Origin of the sequence: Psychrobacter sp. (assembly GCF_041554015.1) — a bacterium.
Classification (GTDB): domain Bacteria; phylum Pseudomonadota; class Gammaproteobacteria; order Pseudomonadales; family Moraxellaceae; genus Psychrobacter.
In genome coordinates this window covers 20,914-45,245 of the sequence record NZ_JBFFMS010000016.1, presented here as the reverse complement: position 1 = coordinate 45,245, position 24,332 = coordinate 20,914, and the positions used below count along the sequence as shown (strand labels likewise).

The window sequence follows — 24,332 nt, the reverse complement described above, 5'->3', positions numbered from 1 at the left end:
TATGAATGCCAAACCAGCAATACAATACCACCATCACCTTACCGCGCGGTACGCTTGATCTGACCTATCAAATTAATGCTGCCAATGATAGCAACGATCTTAATCGTCGCCATTATCAGCTAGATGACTTGCTTGACTTTGCTCAGCGTATCAATCCAAAACGGGCGTTTTTGTTTGTCTCAAAAGTGTTGGGTCGGCATATTCCAGTAGCGCCAAGCACCATGCGGGATGCCTTTACGGATTTGGCGGACCTTGTACCTGACAATCTGCCTAAGCCAATTTTGGTCATCGGTATGGCAGAGACAGCAGTTGGCTTATCTGCGGGTGTACACCAAGCACTGCAACCGCGCTATCCACAGGCACTATTATTAAATTCTACCCGTCATGCCCAGCATGATGATGCTAAGGGTGATGATAATAAGGGTAATGCCCATACCTTACTAACCACTTTTAGCGAAGACCACAGTCATGCCAATCAGCACCTGATTTATCAAAGTGCCGATACCGTGACCCAAGCGCAGCTACTTGCTAGTAAGACGCTGATTATGGTCGATGATGAAGCGTCGACAGGCAATACGTGTGTCAATGTCGTCACTGCATTACGTCAAGCAGGACTTGACCAACTAGAGCAAGTACATCTTACCACCTTGGTTGATTGGTCCCTAAATCACAATCCAGCGGATACTAACGCCGATGATACGATTGCCACCCGTCTGCCAAATATTTACTTTTATCGTCATCATTTGCTCTCTGGTGCTTGGACATGGACAGATGCGCCCAATCCTGAGCCTATTATTATGCCATCGGTCGATACGACGGAGGCTGGTAATCAAGCATTAAGCCATACGGGCAATTGGGGACGTTTCCCGACGCTAGATAGCACAGATGGCTTCGATCACTATCTCACAAGTTTTCAAACTGCATATGCAAGTTTGGCTGGGCAAACACAGTTTGATAAAAATCAGTTACCACAAAAAATATTGGTACTGGGCAGTAATGAATTTGTCTGGCTGCCGTTTTTGCTGGCAGAATGGCTTGAGAGACAGACGCAGCATTCTAAAATAGCGTCTACGGTCAAGTTTAGCGCCTTGACGCGTTCACCGATTGCGCTTGGTGGGGGTATTCATACGATGTTGAGCTTTAATGATAATTATGGGCTTGGTATGACCAATTTTGCTTATAACGTTGCGCCAAATGAGTGGGATTTGATTGTGCTCTGTGTTGAGACATCAGCTGACAGCGTCGATGAGATGTGGAAAGGTTTGGATAATGTGTTGGTGGTGAGTCCTCAATAGGCGCACATTTGACATAAGTATTACGAGCTACTGATAATGGATGGTCATAGCCGTAATACAAGCATCGTTATAATATTCATTATTTATCATAAAACAAAGTTTACTTTTATGTGTATGCGTTTTAGGGAAGCTAGTCCTAGGACTCATAATAAAAAAGATATCTATAGCATAAAAAAATTCATATTTAGGCGACAGATACCTTGCGCAACCTCCTATTTACCTATATATTCGGTCTATTCATTTGCTTATTCAACGTCAATATATCAGTTATTAGAAGCTTAAACCATTGAGACAAACCTTTTTTAAGGCCGCTCAAATTCTAATAATTTGTCAAGACCTGAATCATTGCAGTGATAAATACTTTAAAAGGAATTAAAGGTCTATCGATCAGAGTTCGATATCAATGGCATATGCCGTCGTTGTCGTGCTATGAATCGATAATTATCTGACGGTTTATACAGGATGTAATCATAATGCAAGTTCCATTTTTCAAGCTCACCTTATTGGCAGCCTTAACGCTCGGCGTCAGCGCTTGTAGCGGCGACAATAAAACCGCCGACAAAACGGCAGATGCTGGCAGCGATGCCAAAGCCGCTAAGACCTTAATTTACTGCTCAGAAGGTAGCCCAGCTGGATTTGACCCGGCGCAATATACCGCAGGTACTGACTTTGATGCCAGTGCTTATCCGATCTTTAACGGTATCGTACAGTTCAAACGCGGTGAAACCGAGATTGAGCCAGGTTTAGCAGAAAGCTGGGAGGTCAGCGAAGACGGCAAGACTTATACCCTCAATCTACGTAAAGGTGTCAAATTCGGTAAGACCGATTACTTTACCCCAACGCGTGACTTTAATGCTGATGATGTTATCTTTACCATCGAGCGCCTTATCGATACAGGCTTTGCGTTTAATAAAGATTATCCAGCTGAATTCCCGTATTCAGTCGGTATGGGCTTACCAGAGATTATCAATAAAGTAGAAAAAGTTGATGACCATACGGTTAAAATCACCCTTGCTGAGACCAACGCCCCCTTCCTACAAAACCTAGCGATGCCGTTTGCCTATGTGCATTCTGCAGAGTACGCCAAACAGTTACAAGACGCTGGCAAAGCCGCTGATCTAAATACCAAACCCGTCGGTACGGGACCATTTGTCTTTACCTCGTATCAAAAAGATGCGCAGATTCGTTATGCCAAAAACCCTGACTACTGGAACAAAGACGATATTCATATCGACAATCTTGTCTTTGTTATCACCAAAGACTCAGCGGTTCGTGCCCAAAAAGTGCAAGCTGGCGAATGTAATGTCTCAGCTTATGCCAACCCATCTGAAGTGGATTCTGCCAAAAAATCTGGCAAAGCAAATGTGCTGGATGATGCAGGCTTCAACGTCGGTTATTTAGGCTATAACACTGAAAAACCAGATCTAAAAGACGTCAATGTGCGCCGTGCGCTTGATATGGCAATCAATAAAGACGCCATCATCAATGCAGTCTATCAAGGCTCTGGTATCAAAGCGACTAACCCAATGCCACCAACGCAGTGGGGCTATAATAAAGACATCAAAGACGCGCCTTACGATGTCGAAAAAGCCAAAGCCCTACTGGCTGAAGCGGGTGCGAAAGATTTAGAAATCGACTTATGGTACATGCCGGTTCAACGCCCCTACAACCCGAATGCCAAGCTTATGGCAGAGATGATTCAGTCAGATTGGGCGAAAGTTGGCGTTAAAGCCAAGCTCGTAACTTACGAGTGGGGCGAGTATCTCAAGCGTGCCGGTAAAGGCGAGCCTGAAGCAATCCTAGCAGGCTGGACCGGCGATAATGGCGATCCTGATAACTGGTTGGGGGTTTTATTATCTTGTGATGCGGTTGGTGGTAACAACTACTCGCGCTGGTGTAATAAAGACTTTGATAAGCTTGTGACCGATGCGCGTGCTATTACCAATCAAGATGAGCGTATTGCCAATTATAAACAAGCACAGGTTATCTTTAAAGACCAATTGCCTTGGACCACAGTTGCCAACTCAGTCGTGACGGTATTAACCACCCCTAACGTAAAAGACTACAAAATTAGCCCACTCGGCTCCATTCGCTTTGATGGCGTTGATATTGAATAAAGGTATGAAATAGCCTTAGCTGATATCAGTGCTGTCTTAGGTGCTGATATCAGATTCAATACCAGTACCTAACAAACTTTAGTGACGCCTTTTACTCTATAGTCATTGCTTAATATATGTTTGCGGCTGGTTCAGAGATTCTGTTCCAGCCGTCTTTGTCTAAGCCTGCGCTATAGCGAGTAAAGCCACTTTTATAAAAACGAGCCGAGCTATGTTACTTTATATTCTACGCCGGATTTTAATTTTAGTACCTGTCTATATCGGCCTGACCTTATCGACTTTTATCCTTATTCGCCTCGTACCTGGCGATGCAGTTGAGATTATGATGGGAGAGCGCATGGTCGATCCTGAACTACATGCGCAGGCTTTAGCCCGCCTTGGTTTGGACAAACCCTTACCCGTACAATATTGGGATTATCTCACTGGGATACTGCAAGGTAACTTTGGTGAATCCTTTCGCACCCGCACGCCGATATTGCAGGACTTCTTTGCGCATTTTGTACCGACGTTAGAGCTGGCACTTTGTGCGATTACGATAGCGAGTATCGTTGGTATTAGTCTGGGTATTCTGGCTGCCTTACGCCGTGGTACTTGGCTGGACTATACCCTAATGTCTGGCGCACTTGCCGGCTACTCTATGCCGATCTACTTACTTGGTCCTATCCTAACGGGCATCTTCGCCCACTATTTAGGTCTACTACCAGTCTCTGGCGTTATCTCTGTCGCCCAGTTCCTAGACGTCAAACCTTTATATGGTTCTTGGCTACTGGGTTCTTTAAGCTCTGGTGAGCCCGGCGCCTTTTGGAACGTTGTCAAACATTTCATCCTGCCTTCGGTTGCCCTATCTACCATCCCGCTAGCGATGATTGCCCGTATGACACGCTCAGCGATGCTTGAAGTGTTAGATGAAGATTATGTACGTACGGCAAGAGCCAAAGGTCTGTCACCAAAACGTGTGATTTTAATTCACGTGATGCGTAATGCGCTCATTACCGTGGTTACTGTGGTGGGATTGCAGATGGCAACGTTACTAGCTGGTGCCATTATCACTGAAACTATCTTTAGTTGGCCGGGCGTCGGCAACTGGTTATTAGATGGCTTCTTTACCCGTGATTACCCGATTGTACAAAACGGTATTTTATTGGTCGCCACCGCACTGATTTTGGTGAGCTTAATGATCGATATTTTATATGGATTTATTAATCCTAGAATTCGCCATTCCTCATAGCCTATTGTTTGGGTGAAGCCCATTTGATGCATTATTATTGTATCGACAATTGCTATTTATAGTTTTTAATCATTACCCATAGTGCTCATAAAGACCGTGTATCCCTAAGTTTGTATTACTCAGCTTGCAGAAGACAAGTACGTGCTAATTTAGCTTAAGCAACAAATGATTTAAACAAGCAACTTAGCCCGATAAAGTAAGAAAATCAGTGGAGTAAAACAGGGTCTGATTCACTAAAGGAATATCCAATGAAGCCTTCTGTCGTTTCTTCTGACGTTGCTCCGGTCGCGCCTAAGCCGCCGACTTCTTGGCAGCTATTTTTATACACCTTTTGCCGAAATAAAGGCGCGGTACTGGGTTTTATCGTCTTGATGCTGATGGTCATCGTCGCCATTTTGGCCCCTACTCTTGCCCCTTATGACCCTTATGAATTATTTACTGGTAAAGAGCAGCTACCACCATCCTTCGTTAGTGGCGGTGATTCGATGTTCTTTTTGGGCACCGATGATGCTGGTCGCGATACCCTCTCGCGCGTCATGCACGGCGCACGTTATTCCTTATTTATCGGTATCAGTGCCACTTCGATAGCGATGATTGTCGGCGTATCATTAGGACTAAGTGCCGCCTTTTGGCCCAAGGTTTGGGGTAAAGCCGTCATGCTGGTGAATGATATCTTGATGTCTTATCCAAGCTTGCTGCTTGCTATTATCATTGCCGCTATTTTAGGGCCGTCGATGACCAATACCATCATTACCATTGCCTTAGTATGTACGCCGCCTTTTATCAGGTTGACCCGAGCAACAGCAATGGTTGAGCTACAACGTGAATACTTTATCGCCTCACAAGTGATGGGCGCAGGCATCTTGAGATTATTATTTATCACGATACTGCCCAACTGTATGGCGCCATTAATCGTCCAAGCGACCATGATTTTCTCTACGGCTATCTTGGAAGCCGGTGCCATTGGTTTCTTAGGTTTCGGTGTTCAGCCGCCTGACGCTGAGTGGGGCGCAATGCTAGGTACTGCGCGTCAATATATTCAGAGCAATGTATGGCTGGCGATTTGGCCGGGCGTGGCAATTTTCTTAGCAGCATTGTCCATCAATCTCACAGGCGACGGTCTGCGTGATGCCTTAGATCCAAAATTGAAGCAGGTGTCCTAATGAACGATTTTCAAGTGAACAGCTCTGACGTGAATAGCTCAATAGCGAATAGTCTTGCCACAGATAATTCATTATTGCTCGATATTGAGCATCTATCGGTGACCTTTGGTGAGGGCGCACGAGCATTTCGTGCGGTCGATGATGTCTCTTTAAAAATAAAACAAGGAGAGGTCGTCGCGGTTGTTGGCGAGTCTGGCTCTGGTAAATCGGTCACTATGATGGCGCTGATGGGCTTACTACCCTCTTCTGCTACTGTCGTTGCTGATCGTCTTACCTTTGATGGTAAAGAACTCCTCACCATGCCAGAAAAGCAAAAGCGCAAGATTATCGGTAAAGATATCTCAATGATATTTCAAAATGCCATGTCGTGCCTGAACCCAAGCTTTACGGTCGAGATGCAAATGGGAGAAGTATTAACCACCCATCTTGGCTTGCGCGGAGCAGCCGTACGGCAGCGTCTGTTAGAGTTATTAGAGCTGGTTGAAATGCCAGATGCTAAGAATCGCCTGCGCGTTTATCCGCACCAACTCTCAGGCGGTATGAGTCAACGGGTTATGATTGCGATGGCACTGGCTTGCGAGCCAAAACTGCTGATCGCTGATGAACCAACGACCGCTCTTGACGTGACCGTTCAAGCTCAAATCATGGATTTGCTTAGCCGTTTGCAGCGCGAAAAGCAGATGGCCATGGTGCTGATCACTCATGACTTAGGTTTAGTGGCGCAAAACGCGCGCGATGTCGCCGTCATGTATGCCGGTCAAGTGGTTGAGACCAGTACAGTGCCGGAGATATTCCAAAAACCTGCTCACCCTTATACCGAAGCGCTATTGCAGGCGATTCCTGAGCTTGCAGTTGGACAAGATAGATTAAATAGCTTGCCAGGTGTGGTGCCTAGTCAGTATGACCGTCCGACAGGTTGCTTGCTTTCGCCGCGTTGTCCCTATAAAGAGGCGGCTTGTGAGATACCACCTCCTATCTTAACAACCCCAAATGGTGAGGTACGCTGTATTCACTCTACCCTTCCCAAACATCCTACTCGGACTGCCCAAACCGCTACGCTGGAGTCTGCAACATGAGTAATAAAATCGTCTTAAAGGCAGATAACCTACATAAACACTATCAAGTGTCTCTAGGCTTAGGCAAAGGTAAAGCGTTCGTCAAGGCATTAAATGGCATCTCATTTGAGCTAGAAGCTGGTAAAACCCTCGCCGTCGTCGGTGAGTCAGGATGCGGCAAGTCTACTTTAGCGCGCCAGCTGACTTTGATAGAGCAGCCGACCAGTGGCGAGTTATTTATCAACGATGAGGCAACTACCAGTTATAGCAGAAGGGCGCTTAAAAACTTGCGTACTGAGATCCAGATGGTGTTCCAAAACCCTTATGGCAGTCTCAACCCGCGCCATACGATTGGTTTTCAGCTGACCGAACCGTTAGATATTCATACCACACTAAGTAAAGAAGAAAAGCGCAGCAAGGTCCATGCAATGATGAAGCACGTTGGTTTGCGTCCTGAGCATACGGGTCGCTATCCACATATGTTCTCTGGCGGTCAGCGCCAACGTATTGCTCTTGCCCGTGCCATGATGCTCAATCCTAAAATTGTCGTTGCTGATGAGCCGACATCCGCACTTGATGTCTCTATTCAGGCGCAAGTACTGAATCTATTTATGGACCTGCAAGATGAATATCATACTGCCTATGTCTTTATCTCGCATAACCTCTCTGTCGTACGCCACGTGGCAGATGATGTGATGGTGATGTATCTAGGCAAGGCGGTTGAGCACGGCGCTAAAGACGCTATCTATAATGATCCCAAACATCCTTATACCATCGCTCTACTTTCAGCGGCGCCTTCGGTGACAGGGCATAAAAAAGAGCTAACCCTACAAGGCGAGTTACCCAGTCCATTAAACCCGCCTAGTGGCTGCGCTTTACATAAACGCTGCCCCTATGCCAAGCCTATCTGTAGCGAAATCGAGCCTGAGCTACGTGAATGGGAAGGACGCTTAGTTTCTTGCTTAAGATTAGAAGAGATATATGGATAACTGGCTGCGGACTTTATATCTATTGTCTCTATAGTGAATTCAGTATTAAAACGATATAGCGGGACTGGGATAAATGTTACGCAGCCTCTGTCGTCGTAGGCACAGCATGCCAAACAAATTTATACCAGTGCCGCGTTGCCATATAGCGTCTCTATTTCATTTGGAATCGACTCTATCAGCTTAATACTGTTCTATTATTCAAGTAGCCTAACTTTAATAAACTCGGAAGAATTTCTCACTGGACTTTCTAAGTTTATTAAAGTGATGGTTATAATCAGCCACAAGCCATTTTTAAACGCTGTCATTTAAGCTTATCTATCCAATCCTAAATTGGTTAAACCCAATCCTCCTGCAATAATTCTGCACTTTTATTAGCGATTTATTCTGACCTTTTTTATGATTATCGTTATACTGTCTGCATTTGGCTAAAGTCTGATACATAGGTAACGCTCAGTTTTAAAAATCAGCGCTGCACCTCCCTTACCTATCTGCACCCAAGCCATTTTTAAACAGTCTTATCATCATTTTTATCTTTGGAAAACGTCATGACCTCTCCATTTTTCCAACCAAGCTTAAATATTCTAAAACCTTATGCGCTAATGGATTTGGACGATACGCTCTTTCAAACTCAGCGTAAAATTGATGCGTGGAAATTACCAACGACTGAGCCGGAAAAGCTGGTGTGCGCTACCATCAATAAACAAGGTGAGCCGTTAAGCTTTATGAGTCAGCGCCAAGCAGCCTTCTTTAATTGGCTACTATCTAGCGCTGAATTGATCGTCGTCACAGCTCGTGATAGGTCAGAGATACAGCGAGTGAAGCTGCCTTTTAATAGCTGGCAAGTATTGACCCATGGCGCGGTTATTTTAAACTCTGATGGTGAGTTACTAAGTAGCTGGCAGCAGCATATGTATGATGCACTCATGCCATTACAAGATACCCTTAATCATCTGACTGAGTGGGTAAAGGGCTATAGCCAACAAAACGATAACACGCATAACGATTTAAAGCTTACCCCGCATAAAGATACTTTTATTGATAGTGAGTTAACCATTTATCTGGCAATTAAACACAGACAAAAAGACCATCAATCATTGGCAGAGTTAGCTAAGAAACTACCGACGCTTATACCAAATTTTGATGCGCACTTTTATGTGCATGTCAATGCTAACAATTTGGCGATACTACCGCACGCCGTTCATAAGCGTCATGCGGTACAGTTTTTATTAGAGCAGCACTTGGATCATCAGCGCCCAAGCTTTGGTTTTGGTGACAGTCTGGCGGATCTGCCATTTTTGCAATTGCTTGATTGGTATGGCATGCCAAATCATGGACAACTGCACGAGCAATCTGTAAATTAGTAGCAGAGCCTTTATACTTATAGTAATCATACCGTCATCACTACTGTTTCATACTGCTATCATCGTCATTAAGCGAGTACCCATATTTCTACTATGACTTCAAATAACCCCAATACTCAAACAGCCGATTTATCCCAATATGGTTCAGGTAGCTATCTTGCCAGCGACGTCACTGTGCTACTTGATATCGTTAATAAAGACGCCGTTGCTGATGTCCCTGTCAGTCAAAAAGAAGCGCTGATCCAAAGTGGCAAGCGTCATTACTCTGATATGCTGACCTTGGAAGGCGCGCCAAGCGCCATGCACGAGCAGCTGTATATCGAGGCGTTAGAGCAAGGTAAAGTCAGAGCAGCGACTGACATTGCCAATCTAGCTTATACGCTCCAGCAAATTTTTCAGACAGCCGTTGGTCATGAGCGACCATTGATCTTGGTCAGTCTCGTGCGCGCCGGTTTACCGATTGGTGTGCTATTACAGCGGGCATTGGCAGATGCTGATAGCCGTCACTATTTACCAAGCGTTCATTATGGCGTCAGTATCATTCGAGATCGCGGTCTTGATCCGGTCGCTTTACAGATGATACTAGACAGCCATCCTCATAGCCCGATTGTCTTTGTCGATGGCTGGACAGGTAAAGGTGCCATTTATCAAGAACTGGCGCGTAGCCTAGCGGTATTTGCCGATCCTAATCACCCCCACTTTGCCAATATTTTTCATCAGGGTAAGGATGTCATTCCTTTATTAACCCTTGCTGATCCAGCTGGTGTTGCATGGCTTGCTGCTAGTGAGGAAGATTGGCTGATTCCATCAGGTTTATTAAACAGTACCGTATCGGGACTTATATCACGTAGCTTATATACTGAGCCGGAATCAGGGCTGCACCGCAGTGTTTTTTATGATAATTTAATAAAGGCAGATCATAGCCTAGCTTTTATTGAATATATTGATGCAACGAGGCGTACATTGAGCGCGCTTTTAGAGCGTTTGCCCACGTATCAACATCCGCGCTACCAGACGGCTGATTTAATCGATAGCTTGGCTATCGAATATGATATCAGCAATCGCAATCGCATAAAGCCGACCATCGCTGAGGCGACACGGGCGATACTACGCCGCGACCCTGAGGGCATTTTACTGGCAAGCGCTCATCACCCTGATACCATATTATTGCGCCATTTATGTGCACAGCGACATATCCCTATTACGGTATTAGGTGATAAAATATTGCCTTATCAAGCCATCACCCTTATTAAGCAGCGCGCCACAGACGATTAATATATCGCTGTGGCACGTCTGCTGTTTCAGCTGCGCTTTTATACATTTTTACATTGATACCTTCATTTACCACTATTTACGATGCCCATTATGTCAGATATGCCACACAACGAGTCACACCTTTATCAAAACACCCAGTCTTATGCCCATCTGATCACTGAACGCCATGCCATGCTTAAGCCTCATGCTCATCACCCCTACCAGTTAGGCGCAAGTCTATATATGCCGGCGACGCGCCAAGATATCTGGCAAGTGATCAAGCGTGATAAATTACCGACGATTAATAGTATTATTATTTGCCTAGAAGATGCGGTTAGTCACAATGATGTTGAGTTGGCACTTGAGCGCTTGCAAACATTGCTGCATACCTGGGCGGCGCATGTCGATAGTATCAATAAGCCAATACAACAAGCCCCCATACAGACCGAGCAGCCGACGCGTCCGTTGGTATTCGTGCGTCCGCGCCATCCGGCAATGCTAGAGCAATTATCAAACTTTGCCCATATCGATTTGATTGATGGTTTTGTGATGCCAAAAGTTGATATGTATAGCCTGTCTAACTGGCGTATGGCATGCCAAAACCTTAGTACTGATATGCTATTGATGCCGACACTTGAGACCGCAGCGCTGTTTAACCCGCATCACAATCAAGAGCTTGCCATTGGTTTTAAAGAAGCTTTTAGCCAGCCGGTCTTTGCTTTACGCATCGGTGGTAATGATCTGTTTGCAGCGCTGCGCTTGCGCCGTCCTAAAAACAGCCTTGTCTATGACACACCCGTCGGTACGCTTGCCTATCAGCTCCTCGGCTGTTTTGTGCCGCATGGTTTTTATCTGTCAGCACCCGTATTTGAGTATTTGGATGAGCCGACGCTATTTATGCAAGAGCTTACACGTGATGTCAGCTTGGGATTGGTTGGCAAAACCGTTATTCATCCAAGTCAGATCGCCTTAGTACAGCAAGCCTACTGCGTACCGCTTAGTATTTTAGATGAGGCGCAGGCCATATTGCATAGCGAGGCAAAAGCGGTCTTTAAATATAACAATACCATGCTAGAGCCTGCCACTCACCGTGCTTGGGCGACCGAAATCGTCAATCGAGCTAACGTTTTTGGCACGATTAACGATGGCAATAACGACTATACACCTCGCTTATAAGGTATAAAAACTCCTTTTCAAAGGTTAAAAAAAGCCGTTATCGTGATTTTGATAACGGCTTTTTTACTATATTTTTATGCTAATAAATGCTGTCGTGTGAGATAGAATATCAGCAATGAGCCCTACATAAAGTTTGCTAAAAACTTATTAATGGCTTTATTTACCTGCTCTGGCTCTTCAACGGTTGCTGTATGCCCCGCACCTGTGATTACCACGAGCTTAGAGCCTGCTATTGCAAAGTGCATACGTTCAGCTTTTGCATAGGGCGTTGCCACATCTTCATCGCCCACAATGATAAGCGTCGGCGTTTTGATAGCACTGAGCTGATCGTAGGTTGCTAAGCGCTCAATCACACCAGTTGTCGCCTTCACGACCCCACCTTTACGATTGCCTTGTAACATAGCCAACCACTCTCTACGGTCAGCCTTACGCGATTTATCAGCCAAAAAGCTGCTACCAAACATAATCGGCATGACCTTTTTACTGACCCTTTTCATGCCCAACCAGCGAATGGCCTTTACCAGCTTACGATATTGCGGTATGTTTTTTGGGTCCTCGGGGTCAGCGGAGGTCTCAAGTAGTGTCAGTGATAATAATAACTCAGGACGTTTTATAGCAATACGCTGGGCAACAAACCCACCCATTGATAGCCCTAAAAAATGACACTTATCAATCTGAAGCGCCTTTAACAATGCCAGCGTATCTTCAGTTAAGGTGTCCATATCGTAGCCCGACTTGGTTATCTCAGACTGACCTTGTCCGCGAAAATCAAAGGCAATACAGCGATAACTGTCCTTAAAATACTCAACTTGCTTATCGAACAGGTGGGTATTCCACAGCAGTCCATGGGCAAATACCATGACGGGTTTTTGCTGATCGTTTGGCGCGCTGTCTTCATAATAAATATCGACGTCGTTGATTCTTATCGTTGGCATAAACACCTCCTTGTTGATTCACTAAATATAAACTCAGTCTTTAAAAAGCTGCCTTCTAGCATAATTCAACCTCTCTACAGATAGTAGCCTTATTTTTGAATGGTAGGTTTTATATCTTTAGCAATAGTAGCATCGTAAAAAACCATCGCTGAATCATGTCTTCAGCGCGCACAAATCCTGCTTTTATAATAAACTCAAACTGCTATAGTAATTGGCATTGTATTATTTGCTGCATTGACTGCCAACAGTGCTGGTTACCAAAAACGTTTTATAGAAAACTCAATTAAGGATATCAACCATGTCACACCCTCTTGTCGAATATCAAGCCAAAAACCATATCGCAACCATCACGATGAACGACCCCAAAACCTTGAATGCCTTTAGTACGGTGCTTAAAGACGCCATGATGAGCGCCCTGACCAAAGCAGATGAGGATGAGCAAGTACGAGTCATCGTTTTACAGGGCGCTGGTAATAATTTTTCAAGCGGCGGTCATATTGGTGAGATGTTAGAACACGGCATGGAAAGCGAGGCATTATCAGATAAGCTGAATTTTATGGTCGGTGAAGTCGCTGAGATTAGCTTAAAGCTGCGTAATATTCATAAACCTATCATCGCCAAACTCGAAGGTGCCGTCGCTGGCGCTGGCATGAACTTGGCACTGACTTGTGACTTTCGTATTGCCGCTGATAATGCCAAATTTGTGCAAGCCTTTGTCAATATTGGCTTGATTCCAGATGCAGGCGGCATTTATTTATTAAATCAATTGATTGGCGTCGCAAAGACGACTGAAATGGTGATGCTTGGCGATAAGCTTAAAGCTGACGATATGGCGCGCTTAAACTTGGTTAATGATGTGGTCAATAGCGACGAGCTGGATGCTAGCGTACTGGCACTGGCCATGCGCCTTAGCAACTTACCCGGCAAAGCATTGGCTTCGATGAAGCATATGATTAATACCCATGCTTATATGGGTCTGAACGAAGCGCTAGATATGGAGGTGGAACAGCAGACTATGCTCGCCAAAACTAATGACTTTAAAGAAGGCATTACGGCATTTATGGAAAAACGTAAGCCCGTTTATCAGGGTAAGTAAGAGTCTTTTAACGCTATATTTTGCATTATCTTTTGCACTAACAGCAAAAAGGCTACCGAATGGCAGCCTTTTTTTTGGATAAAATACGATAAAAACAAGTCGATATGAGTACCCTTGTTTATGAAACAGCAGAGGCATTTTTATAGTGATGCGGTAAGGTAAATATTTTGTCAAAAGCCAAGGTAAAGATAAAGGTATATATCAAGAAAAACAGCAGTAGCGCCGCTTCCATCATAAAGGCTTTGATAAAACCAACATCATACCAAATCATATAAAGTGGCAGGCAAATCAACACCAAGCCGCCCTCAAAACCTATCGCGTGGACACTTCGTATCAGCAGTGTACGCTTAGGCACCTGTTTGCGACGCTCCCAAGCTTCAAAAGCAGTGTTATATAAGAAGTTCCAAATCACAGCGACCAATGACACCATCACAGCAACTGGCAGCGACTCTGTCGCATCGCCACCGCTAAGCTTCATTAGGACAAAAGTAGAAGAAATAATAGCGATGATTTCAAAGACAGTCACATAGACGATACGACGTTTGAGTGGGGATAAAGTAATCAACCAGGACTCCATAGCACTTGAGCATAAACCACAAAGTGCCTATCAAAGTATCGGTCCGTCCCGAGATAAAAATGAGAAAAGAATGCAGAGCCACGGTTTCCGCCTGCTGCTATATTATACATCAGATAATGAGAGAAACCAGCCATCACTCATAGCAAAAAGCCCCGTATCATCACGATACGGGGCTTTATTATAGAGATTTTTTAACGTTTATATTAACAGCGCATTTAATATTAGCTTAACTGAGCAACGTTAATTTTATCCGCTTCTTCTGTATATTCTTCCATACGATCGAAGTTCATGTATTGATATACCTCATCACCCATGCTGTTTAGCATGCCAGCATACTGCTGATACTCTTCGTTGGTTGGGAGTTTACCCAATACCGCAGCAACAGAAGCCAGCTCAGCCGATGCTAGATATACGTTAGCACCTTGACCTAGACGGTTCGGGAAGTTACGGGTAGAGGTAGATACGGCAGTAGAGTTCGGTGCGATACGTGCTTGGTTACCCATACATAATGAACAACCTGGCATTTCGGTACGAGCGCCAGCTTGTGCATAGATGTTATAGTAACCTTCTTCCATCAACTGACGCGCATCCATTTTGGTTGGTGGCGCAATCCATAGACGTGTCTGCAAGCTGCCTGCTGGAACATCTTTGAGCAATTTACCAGCAGCGCGGAAATGACCGATGTTGGTCATACATGAACCAATGAATACCTCATCAATGGTGTCACCGGCCACATCTGCCAAAGTTTTTGCATCGTCTGGATCGTTCGGGCAGCAAAGAATTGGCTCTTTGATTTCAGACATATCAATAGTCATATCGATGGCATATTCTGCATCTTCATCAGCACGCATCAGGCTTGGATTGGCAAGCCACTCTTGCATTTGCTCAATACGGCGACTGATGGTACGGGCATCGCCATAACCTTCTGAAATCATCCACTTAAGCAAGGTGATGTTTGAGTTTAGGTACTCAGTCACCGAGGCTTCTGATAAGGTAATGGTACAACCAGCAGCACTACGCTCAGCTGAGGCATCAGACAATTCAAACGCTTGCTCAGCAGTTAAGTCTTCTAAACCTTCGATTTCAAGAATACGACCGTTAAACTCGTTGATTTTACCTTTTTTATCAACCGTCAAATAACCTTCTTTGATGGCTTGATAAGGAATTGCGTGTACTAGGTCACGTAGCGTGATACCAGGTTGGCGCTCGCCTACAAAGCGCACACGGACAGATTCCGGCATATCAAGTGGCATAACACCCGTCGCAGCAGCAAAGGCAACTAAGCCAGAACCCGCTGGGAATGAGATACCGATTGGGAAACGGGTATGCGAGTCACCACCAGTACCGACAGTATCTGGCAGTAGCATACGGTTCAACCATGAATGGATAATACCATCGCCCGGACGTAAGCTTACGCCGCCACGATTCATGATAAAGTCAGGAAGCGTATGCTGAGTTTCGATATCTACTGGCTTTGGATAAGCCGCCGTATGACAGAATGACTGCATCACTAAATCTGCTTGGAAACCTAGGCAAGCTAAGTCTTTTAGCTCATCACGGGTCATCGGACCTGTGGTATCTTGGCTACCGACAGTAGTGATTTTTGGTTCACAGTACATACCAGGACGTACGCCTGACAGGCCACACGCTTTACCAACCATTTTTTGCGCTAGGGTAAAACCTTTACCGGTATCAGCTGGCTCTTCTGGCTTAGCAAAGACGTCTGAATGACCAAGACCCATATATTCACGTGCACGGTTGGTCAAACCACGACCAACGATGAGTGGAATACGGCCACCAGCGCGAACTTCATCAAGCAAAGTTGGTGAGTTTAGCTTAAAGGTTGATAGTACTTCGTCAGAATCATGCTTAGTGATTTTGCCTTCATACGGATAGATATCAAACACATCACCCATGTTTAGGTTATCAACGGCTACTTTTTCGATTGGTAATGCGCCAGAATCTTCCATAGTATTAAAGAAGATAGGTGCGATATTGTTACCAAGTACTAGACCGCCGCCACGTTTGTTTGGCACGTTCGGGATATCTTCGCCCATGAGCCAAAGTACTGAGTTGGTTGCAGACTTACGGCTAGAACCAGTACCAACGACGTCACCAACATAAGCAAGCGGATGACCTTTTTCTTTTAAGGCCTCAATTTGCTTCATCGGACCAACAACGCCCTCTACGTCAGCATGGATGCCGTCGCGAGAGTTCTTATGCATGGCTAATGAATGCAATGGGATATCAGGACGGCTCCACGCGTCTTGCGCAGGAGACAAATCGTCAGTGTTGGTTTCGCCCGTTACTTTAAATGTCGTGTAAGTGGTCTTAGCTGGTACAGCATCACGGCTTAAGAACCACTCAGCATCAGCCCAAGACTGGACCACTTCTTTAGCGATAGTATTGCCCGCTTCCGCTTTTTCAGTCACGTCATTGAACGCATCAAATACCAGTAAGGTCTTTTTCAGCGCATCGGCCGCTTCTTGTGCCACTTCCGCATCATCAAGAGCGGCAACCAAAGGTTGAACGTTGTAGCCACCTTGCATCGTACCCAAGATTTGAACTGCTTTTTTCTTACTCACAAGTGCAGACGTCGCTTCGCCTTTTACGATAGCGGCTAAAAATGCTGCTTTAACATAAGCAGCTTGGTCAACACCGGCTGGAATACGGTTTTCAAGCAAGTCCATCAAGAACGCATCTTCACCCGCTGGTGGGTTTTTGAGTAGCTCAACCAATTCTGCTACCTGCTTCTCATTTAGTGGAAGTGGTACAGTTCCTAGCTCAGCACGTTCTGCGACATGTTTACGATAAGCTTCTAACACAATAGTCGTCCTCGTCAGTTGGGAGTATTAGTACATCACGTGGGTAGTCAGCATGACCGCCTGCGTCTATATACTAGATGGAATAATAATTGGTGCAATCATAGCTTAAAACGCCCTAAATGTTAATGGCTCAGGCTTTAAAAGGCTCATAAAGCGGTTATCAAGGGGTCATATTGAACATTTATTATATAAATAGTACCATCAAAAATCTGACCAATGATGCCCAAGTCATCAGTTCTAAATCTCTCAACCTGATGACTTATTTTGTCTTTTATGATTCAACATAAAGTGCCAGTAAGGCGCCATGGCTGCCGCCTAGTCACTTAAAAGAAAAAGGTCGTTATTATCAAATCGACTCAACTATATCTCGATTAACGGTTAAATAAAATGCGCCCGACTGTTATACTATTTGGCAGCAAAGCCTCGATAAAGCCTCGTTGAGGCGCACCCTATTTACTCACAACATCAAGGATGATAATGGATAATAAAGAAAACAAAGAAAATAGTATCAGTCACGATGCCACTCAAGTCCTTAATCAAAACACCCTTTATGACAAGGGTCTAAAAGTTCGTACCGAGGTCATGGGCGCAGAGCACGTCAAACGCTCGCTTGATGCGGCAACGCCGTTTACTCAGCCATTACAAGACTGGATTATCGAGCACGCTTGGGGCAGCACATGGCAAGATGACACCATACTGCCGCGCAAATATCGCTCGCTTATTACCATCGGTTTTTTGATTGCGCAAAAAAGCCCAAATGAGCTGAAGGGACATATCCGAGGGGCAATTAATAATGGTGCCAGCGTCGCTGAGATTCGAGAAGTTTTGATGCATAGCCTCCCTTATTGCGGGGCACCTGCCACTCAAGAAGCATTTCGCGCTGCCATAGAGGTGTTAAATGACATGGGCATAGATATGGATACTGATATCAATAAATAAAACGATGGCAAACATACGCTGCTACGCTATTATTTATAAAAGCCTGTTATTCGTCAGAGCCTTATTATTCCTAGCAGCTTTTTCGATCGTCGTCTTAACAAGATTGCCTAAAAAACCTCGACCAAATATCTGCTATAATAGCTTCATTCATAAAACATTTTAATAATGCCATAAACCCTTATTATATCAAGGGTTAAGAGAATATTTGATTATGACAAACGCCGTACAAACGCACACGCCTGCTGCTCGCGCAAAACCGAAAAAAGCCATCCAAGGCGAAAAACTCCGTGGCTACGATAAAGTTGCCCGTATCCCAATTAAAATCATCCCAACCGTCGAGGCGAAGAAAAAGCCAGATTGGATTCGCGTTAAATTATCGTCTCCAGCAGAAGTGGCACGTATTAAAGCCACTTTGCGTGAGCAAAAGCTTTATACGGTCTGTGAAGAAGCGGCTTGCCCAAACCTTGCCCAGTGCTTCTCTGATGGAACAGCGACCTTTATGATTATGGGTGATATCTGTACCCGCCGTTGCCCGTTCTGTGATGTCGGACACGGTCGCCCAAATGCGTTAGATAAAGATGAGCCGCGCCATACCGCTGAGACCATATTGGGTCTTAAGCTAAAATATGCCGTAATCACCTCTGTCGACCGCGATGATTTAAAAGATGGCGGTGCGGCACATTTTGTTGAAGTATTGAACGAATCTCGCGCGCTCAGCCCAAATTGCTTAATCGAGATTTTGGTACCAGATTTTCGTGGTCGTATGGATATCGCTTTGGACTTACTGACTGAGACGGCGCCGGATGTCTTTAATCATAATATCGAAACCGTACCTCGTTTATATAAAGCATTCCGTCCCGGCTCTGACTATCAGCATTCGCTAGATTTGCTTAAGTTATACAAAGAACGTCGCCCTGATATCGCCACCAAATGCGGTTTTATGGTTGGGCTTGGTGAAACAGAAGAAGAAATCTATGCGCTACTTGACGATTTAAAAGCGCATGACGTTGATATGATTACCGTTGGTCAGTACTTACAACCCAGTAAAGACCATGCGCCAGTCGATCGCTATGTGCATCCGGATGAATTCCAGCGTTATATGGATTATGGCAAAAAGATTGGTTTCTTTAACATTTGGGCAGGTCCTATGGTACGCTCAAGCTACTTTGCGGATCGTCAATACTATGGCGAAGATTGCCCAGCGCCTATCCGTAGCAAAAAAGCACTAGAGGCTGAAGGTAAGCTTGGCTGCTAAATGTTATTTGTCACTCTATTAAAGTAGAATGATAAATTTTAAAATATAAAAAGGGCGAATAGTAGCTATCTACTACTCGCCCTTTTTTATGCTTCTAACTGTTTTATCTCACTTAGAGCATCCACATATCGGCTTTAAATACTTAAACGCTTAAACATTTAAAGCCGCTGGCGTATTACTCCTTTTTATATTGAACGCTGCAATACCCAGTACTATGATACCGCCAATTGCACCGGTAATCAGCCCAGGATAAATCAGCAGTAATGCACCCACTGCCAATATCAAGCGCGTAACGGTATTCATATCACTTTTAAAATAGCCCTCTAACGCAGCACTAAGTCCAATCACGCCAATGACAGACGTCACAACGGCAATCATAATATCGATAACCGGCGGTAATGGGAATTCTTTTGCCGTCACCGCAAGATCTGTCGGGTCAATCATCAACATCGCAGGATTATAAATAAACATAAACGGCACGATAAAACCTGCTAACGCCAGCTTTAAAGATAGATATCCTGTTTTCATCGGATCGCCGCCCGAGATACCAGCCCCAGCAAAGGCTGCCAGACAGACAGGCGGGGTAATATTGGCAAACACGCCAAAATAGAAGACAAACATATGCGCTGATAAAATAGGGATATTAAACCCTGCTAAAGCAGGCGCCGCCATGGTTGCAGTAATAATATAAGCAGGAATAGATGGCAACCCCATCCCTAAAACCATCGAAGCTAACATGGTCAAAATCAATGTGAGCAATAACGACCCTGCCCCTAAGGTGACAATCGATGAGGTCATGACCGTACCAAAGCTCGTTAAACTAACGACCCCAATGATGATACCGACAACCGCACAAGCCGCCATCACTGCTAATGACTGGCGCGCGCCGTCTTCTAACGCACCCAAAATATCTTTAAAGCCCATACGTGTTTCTTTACGTAGCATACTAATGACGACAGTAAAGCCAATGGTATAAGCTGCAGCGTACCCTACTGGTACATTTTGTATTAATAAATAAATCAGAAATACAATCGGTAATAGCATATGACCGCGCGCTTTTAAGACCTCTTTTACTCGTGGCAGACTCTCTTTTGCCATACCTTTTAAGTCACGGCGACCGGCGCGAAAATGCACCTGTGCAATAACGCCCAGATAATAGAGAATGGCAGGTAATAATGCCGCCAAAGCAATGGTGCTATAAGGTAGCCCTGTCGTTTCTGCCATAATGAAAGCACTAGCACCCATAATTGGTGGCAATATCTGACCGCCAACTGATGCACTTGCCTCTACGGCGCCCGCAAAATCTTTATGATAGCCAACCTTTTTCATTAATGGGATGGTAAATGCGCCCGTACTAACGACGTTTGATAAGGCTGAACCATTGATACTGCCCATAAAGCCACTTGATATGACAGCGACTTTAGCAGGTCCGCCTTTTTTATCGCCTGCCAGCGCCAATGCCAAATCATTAAACAACTGACCCATTCCAGAACGCGCTAGAAACGCCCCAAACAAAATAAATAAGAAGATAAAAGTGACGGATGCCCCGATTGCGACCGAATATAGCCCTTCAGTTTTTAGAAATAACTGACCAAAAATATCTCCCAAATCATAAGGTCTGGTCAATAGCCGATCAGGCATAAAGTCCATATGACTGATAAAAGGATACAGCAGAAATATAGAAGCTAATATGGGCAATATCCAACCCGTAATGCGCCGACTGCCCTCAAGGACGCAGACGACCGTAATAATCGAAAATATCACATCGACGGAATTTGCCATACCGCCGCGACTGGTGACGATATCTTGATATTCATAGATGAGATACGCCATCCCGGATAAAGAAAAGAAAAACCAAATCCAGTCATACCATGCTACTTTCTGACGGCTGCTTTTTTTGCTAGCAGGGAAGATCAGGAAAATCAGCGCAAAGCCAACGCCCACGTGCACAGAGCGCTGTAATAGTGACGGCATTGGGTTGAAGGTGATGTATAAATGAAACAGGGAATATAAGATACAGATTGCAGCGATAATATATTTCACTGGACCTTGGGTGATATGACGGGTAATAGATTCTCGATCGTATTTTTCTAATATCGCTTGTGTGACACTCGGATCAACGTCATGCTCAGTATCTTCATGCGCATCTGGCTGTTTGGACAGTTTAGCATCATCACTGGCATGAGGCTTATCGCTACTGTGATCCATCACTTGGGAGTTCATGACAAAAATCCTTATTGAATCTATCGATTGGGCTATATGCCTTGGGCATGATAGTTACTTCTGAATAATCGGGTACCAGCTGGTGAATAAGAATACGCTGACCGGCATAATCAATCTCACCTTGAGTCAGTCTTGAGACAACCCAGTTGAGATGCGGAAACCTTTGATTGATTTGATAGCCGACATAGCCCTCTTTTTGTATAGCAGCAAACTTTTCAGTAGACGGCGTACCAGCACCAAATGCCTGAAAGTAAGTATTGGTTAATAACAAGCCATCTTCCTCACGAAGATATTGCTCCTCCCACCACTGCTTTTCTACCGAATGAATCCAGCGCAATTGAAAATTGGGCTTAACAAAATAGCAGACTAGACTATCGTTATTGTTACCAGTAGCGCCCGCTACCCGTACTTCAATAACAGTTTGACGGCTAAAAATCGCCCATAGTACAAATAAAACCAGCGCAGCAATAGATGCTGCGCCAGCTATCCACCATAGCTGCTTATTTTGCTGCTTTCTCATCATAGTATTTTTTGGCACCAGGATGAATAGGGGCAACCATACCGACTTGGGCCGTCTCTAAACTGATATCGTTTGCTGCTTGGTGAGCATTTTTTAGACCATCCAAGTTTTCAAATAAGGCTTTGGTCAGCTTGTAGCCATCATCTTCCGAGATATCAGAGCGTACCAACAGAGCATTCATAACGGCTGTGGTTGGGATAGCAGCGTCGTTACCATAAGTACCAGCAGGAATCTCAAACGTCTTAAAGTAAGGCTTGGTCTCAATAATTTTCTTGAGCTTATCTTGATTGATGGTCACTAGCTGCAACTTGATGCCCTGCTCTAGCTCTAAAAGCGAAGAGTTTGGTAAGCCACTACTAAAAAACGCGGCTTCAATTTTGCCCGCTTTCATCGCATCTGCAGCATCTGCAAAACCTAGATAATCGACCTTGACATCATCATAGGTAATACCAAAACCTTCTAATAAAGTACGAGCATTGACTTCAGTACCCGAGCCTTGATCACCAACTGCAATACGCTTGCCTTTTAAATCTTCAATGTTTTTGATGCCAGACTTTTCTGAAGCAACCAGCTGAATAACGTTAGGGTACAGAACAGCAATTTGCTGAATATTGCCAATAGGCGCCTTAAAGTCATTTTTACCTTCGACGGCATCAGTGACGACATCACTAAGTGCCAGCACCATATCTACTTTACCTTGGGTCAATAGGTTGACGTTTTCTACTGAAGCACCCGTCGTTTGAGTCTTAGCATTAACGCCAAAAGTTTTGGCATAAACCTCTGCTAAAGAGGTGCCAATAATATTATAAGGACCGGACGCACCGCCTGTAGCAATGGTGACAAACTTGGTTTCAAGCTTGTCACTTGCTGTAGCAGTAGTATCTGTAGAGGTTTCAGTAGTAGCACCGTCAGTAGCTGCGGTATCAGCAGGCGCTTTGTCTGAACAAGCAACCATGGTCATACCGGCTGCAATCATAGCGGCGAGTAAAGGCAGTTTATAAATGGACTTCATTGTTTTCTTCCTTGATAAAATAAAGCAAATGGATGTATAAAAATATGATGCAAATACGATGGTGCTATCCATATCTGTCATACTAGCAGCCTGCTGTTTTAGATGGCTTTATTCACTCTGTTATCATGCATTCTGTTGCCATGAGCGCGCCATAAAAAACAGTCTATCTCATTAAAACATGAGAGGCTTTATATTGCTATATTGTTTTTCTTACTAGCTCTTAACCTAACTACAAGCATAGTCAATATGAAAAAGATGCAGCGGAAATAGAACAAAGTTTACGCAGCCTTTGCTGACATAGGCATAGCAAGCAAGCAAGCAAGAAAAACTTGTACCAGTCCCGTATAGTGTTATATATCCACTTTATGTCGTATTGACTATATCAATCGAAATATATTGAAAGTTAACGCTAGCATTCACTAAATACGGGGCTTTTGTCTTGTTTCGCTAAGCGATACTAAGTTTCATATTGTAAGTTATTTAAACAAACTTTAACTGTGTTGTAAACCTTTACCTCTATAAAGCTCCATAGTTACTAAGGCATTTATTATGGTTTGTGCTATGACATGATTTGATAAAAAACAATGGTTGATAGATATTTTAATATCGTGATTATATTTCCTTTGTCATCAATATTGAGTTCTAGTAAGATGACTTTCTATGTGTGCTGATGATCGTACTGATCATGCAAGTATGACAAGGTATAAATAGCAAACAGCAGGTTATAAGCTTTCGTATACCTGCTCGGTACGATATAAAATATTAAGTATGCCCCCTTATAATACCGACCAATCTGAAAGGATATCTGATGAAAAAATTATTCGCATCAACAGTACTACTAGCAACATTTGCGTTAGCGGGCTGTGCCTCAACGGGCGGCAATACCAATGCAGGAACAGCAATGGGCACTGCCAATGAAATCGGTATGAGCGTTTTTAAAGCGGCGATCGACAATCAATGTCGCAGTCAGATCGAACAGCAAAACGCGTGGCGTATCGCCAGTGTCGCGATGACTGATGCACAAGAAGAAGCGGTAAAAGGCAGAGTTTGTGGCTGCGTTAGTGAGCAAGCACCGCAACAAGTCAGCATCGTTGAATTGGGTAATGCAGCGTTAGACCCACAGTACCGCGTGCAATTAGTGGCTAGAGTTGTCGCAAAATCATTGCAGAGCTGTTACTCCAGTATCGTCAAATAACTCATTTATTAATCATATCTGTCATTATCAATAATTAGGCTGGGTTAGCGATTGCTTAACTCAGCCTATTCGTATAGATTATAAACAATAGTAGGCTAAATTTTATAATAGCGACCA

Annotated in this window: 19 protein-coding genes; 13 read left to right on the top strand and 6 right to left on the bottom strand. The window is 44.3% G+C overall.

Features of this window, described 5'->3' with window-relative positions:
- Nucleotides 1-5: 5 nt before the first annotated feature.
- From ABYU67_RS06185 to ABYU67_RS06145, 9 genes are all read left to right on the top strand, one after another.
- Nucleotides 6-1,295, top strand: a complete 1,290-nt coding sequence (locus ABYU67_RS06185; RefSeq protein WP_372844131.1) for a phosphoribosyltransferase domain-containing protein — start codon at nucleotides 6-8, stop codon at nucleotides 1,293-1,295.
- A 473-nt stretch (nucleotides 1,296-1,768) separates the two neighbouring features.
- The gene (locus ABYU67_RS06180) at nucleotides 1,769-3,412 is read left to right on the top strand and encodes an ABC transporter substrate-binding protein (protein ID WP_372844130.1); all 1,644 of its coding nucleotides are present in this window, start codon (nucleotides 1,769-1,771) and stop codon (nucleotides 3,410-3,412) included.
- A 211-nt stretch (nucleotides 3,413-3,623) separates the two neighbouring features.
- On the top strand, nucleotides 3,624-4,640 hold the full coding sequence (locus ABYU67_RS06175; RefSeq protein ID WP_011513106.1) for an ABC transporter permease: 1,017 nt from the start codon (nucleotides 3,624-3,626) through the stop codon (nucleotides 4,638-4,640).
- A gap of 248 nt (nucleotides 4,641-4,888) precedes the next feature.
- Complete coding sequence (locus ABYU67_RS06170) at nucleotides 4,889-5,803, top strand: ABC transporter permease (RefSeq protein ID WP_372844129.1); 915 nt, start codon at nucleotides 4,889-4,891, stop codon at nucleotides 5,801-5,803.
- Complete coding sequence (locus ABYU67_RS06165; protein ID WP_372844128.1) at nucleotides 5,803-6,879, top strand: ABC transporter ATP-binding protein; 1,077 nt, start codon at nucleotides 5,803-5,805, stop codon at nucleotides 6,877-6,879. Before ABYU67_RS06170 ends, ABYU67_RS06165 begins: the two co-directional genes overlap by 1 nt.
- Nucleotides 6,876-7,847: a peptide ABC transporter ATP-binding protein gene (locus ABYU67_RS06160; protein ID WP_372844127.1), complete on the top strand. Its 972-nt coding sequence runs from the start codon at nucleotides 6,876-6,878 to the stop codon at nucleotides 7,845-7,847. The genes ABYU67_RS06165 and ABYU67_RS06160 overlap by 4 nt, the downstream gene beginning before the upstream one ends.
- Nucleotides 7,848-8,392: 545 nt before the next feature.
- Nucleotides 8,393-9,208: an HAD hydrolase family protein gene (locus ABYU67_RS06155; protein WP_372844126.1), complete on the top strand. Its 816-nt coding sequence runs from the start codon at nucleotides 8,393-8,395 to the stop codon at nucleotides 9,206-9,208.
- 93 nt (nucleotides 9,209-9,301) lie between these two features.
- Nucleotides 9,302-10,483: a cysteine protease StiP domain-containing protein gene (locus tag ABYU67_RS06150; RefSeq protein ID WP_372844125.1), complete on the top strand. Its 1,182-nt coding sequence runs from the start codon at nucleotides 9,302-9,304 to the stop codon at nucleotides 10,481-10,483.
- 90 nt (nucleotides 10,484-10,573) lie between these two features.
- The gene (locus ABYU67_RS06145; protein ID WP_372844124.1) at nucleotides 10,574-11,638 is read left to right on the top strand and encodes an HpcH/HpaI aldolase/citrate lyase family protein; all 1,065 of its coding nucleotides are present in this window, start codon (nucleotides 10,574-10,576) and stop codon (nucleotides 11,636-11,638) included.
- A 122-nt stretch (nucleotides 11,639-11,760) separates the two neighbouring features.
- Here ABYU67_RS06145 and ABYU67_RS06140 read toward each other — a convergent pair whose 3' ends face one another.
- Complete coding sequence (locus tag ABYU67_RS06140; protein ID WP_372844123.1) at nucleotides 11,761-12,573, bottom strand: alpha/beta fold hydrolase; 813 nt, start codon at nucleotides 12,571-12,573, stop codon at nucleotides 11,761-11,763.
- Between the two features lie 298 nt (nucleotides 12,574-12,871).
- Between ABYU67_RS06140 and ABYU67_RS06135 the strand changes: the two genes are divergently transcribed.
- Complete coding sequence (locus ABYU67_RS06135; RefSeq protein ID WP_372844122.1) at nucleotides 12,872-13,669, top strand: enoyl-CoA hydratase/isomerase family protein; 798 nt, start codon at nucleotides 12,872-12,874, stop codon at nucleotides 13,667-13,669.
- Between the two features lie 118 nt (nucleotides 13,670-13,787).
- On the opposite strand, the gene ABYU67_RS06130 is transcribed toward ABYU67_RS06135, so the two are convergent.
- Together ABYU67_RS06130 and acnB are read right to left on the bottom strand one after the other, a co-directional pair.
- Complete coding sequence (locus tag ABYU67_RS06130; protein ID WP_372844121.1) at nucleotides 13,788-14,234, bottom strand: PACE efflux transporter; 447 nt, start codon at nucleotides 14,232-14,234, stop codon at nucleotides 13,788-13,790.
- A gap of 233 nt (nucleotides 14,235-14,467) precedes the next feature.
- Entirely contained in the window at nucleotides 14,468-17,071 is a 2,604-nt protein-coding gene (gene acnB, locus ABYU67_RS06125; RefSeq protein WP_372844120.1) for a bifunctional aconitate hydratase 2/2-methylisocitrate dehydratase, read from the bottom strand.
- 582 nt (nucleotides 17,072-17,653) lie between these two features.
- Here acnB and ABYU67_RS06120 point away from each other — a divergent pair.
- Both ABYU67_RS06120 and lipA read left to right on the top strand, forming a co-directional pair.
- Nucleotides 17,654-18,010 (top strand): carboxymuconolactone decarboxylase family protein, encoded by a 357-nt coding sequence (locus ABYU67_RS06120; protein WP_372844138.1) that lies wholly within the window; start codon nucleotides 17,654-17,656, stop codon nucleotides 18,008-18,010.
- A gap of 211 nt (nucleotides 18,011-18,221) precedes the next feature.
- Nucleotides 18,222-19,265 (top strand): lipoyl synthase, encoded by a 1,044-nt coding sequence (lipA, locus tag ABYU67_RS06115; RefSeq protein ID WP_372844119.1) that lies wholly within the window; start codon nucleotides 18,222-18,224, stop codon nucleotides 19,263-19,265.
- Nucleotides 19,266-19,415: 150 nt separating this feature from the next.
- Here the strand turns inward: lipA and ABYU67_RS06110 are convergent, their stop codons facing one another.
- The 3 genes from ABYU67_RS06110 to ABYU67_RS06100 are packed head-to-tail and all read right to left on the bottom strand — an operon-like array spanning nucleotide 19,416 to nucleotide 23,020.
- Complete coding sequence (locus ABYU67_RS06110) at nucleotides 19,416-21,488, bottom strand: TRAP transporter permease (RefSeq protein ID WP_372844118.1); 2,073 nt, start codon at nucleotides 21,486-21,488, stop codon at nucleotides 19,416-19,418.
- A complete protein-coding gene (locus tag ABYU67_RS06105; protein ID WP_372844117.1) occupies nucleotides 21,460-22,011 on the bottom strand; it encodes a DUF1850 domain-containing protein in 552 nt (183 codons plus the stop codon). Before ABYU67_RS06105 ends, ABYU67_RS06110 begins: the two co-directional genes overlap by 29 nt.
- Nucleotides 21,989-23,020: a TAXI family TRAP transporter solute-binding subunit gene (locus ABYU67_RS06100; protein WP_372844116.1), complete on the bottom strand. Its 1,032-nt coding sequence runs from the start codon at nucleotides 23,018-23,020 to the stop codon at nucleotides 21,989-21,991. Before ABYU67_RS06100 ends, ABYU67_RS06105 begins: the two co-directional genes overlap by 23 nt.
- 808 nt (nucleotides 23,021-23,828) lie before the next feature.
- Here ABYU67_RS06100 and ABYU67_RS06095 point away from each other — a divergent pair.
- Nucleotides 23,829-24,215: a hypothetical protein gene (locus tag ABYU67_RS06095; RefSeq protein WP_372844115.1), complete on the top strand. Its 387-nt coding sequence runs from the start codon at nucleotides 23,829-23,831 to the stop codon at nucleotides 24,213-24,215.
- The last annotated feature ends 117 nt before the right edge of the window (nucleotides 24,216-24,332 follow it).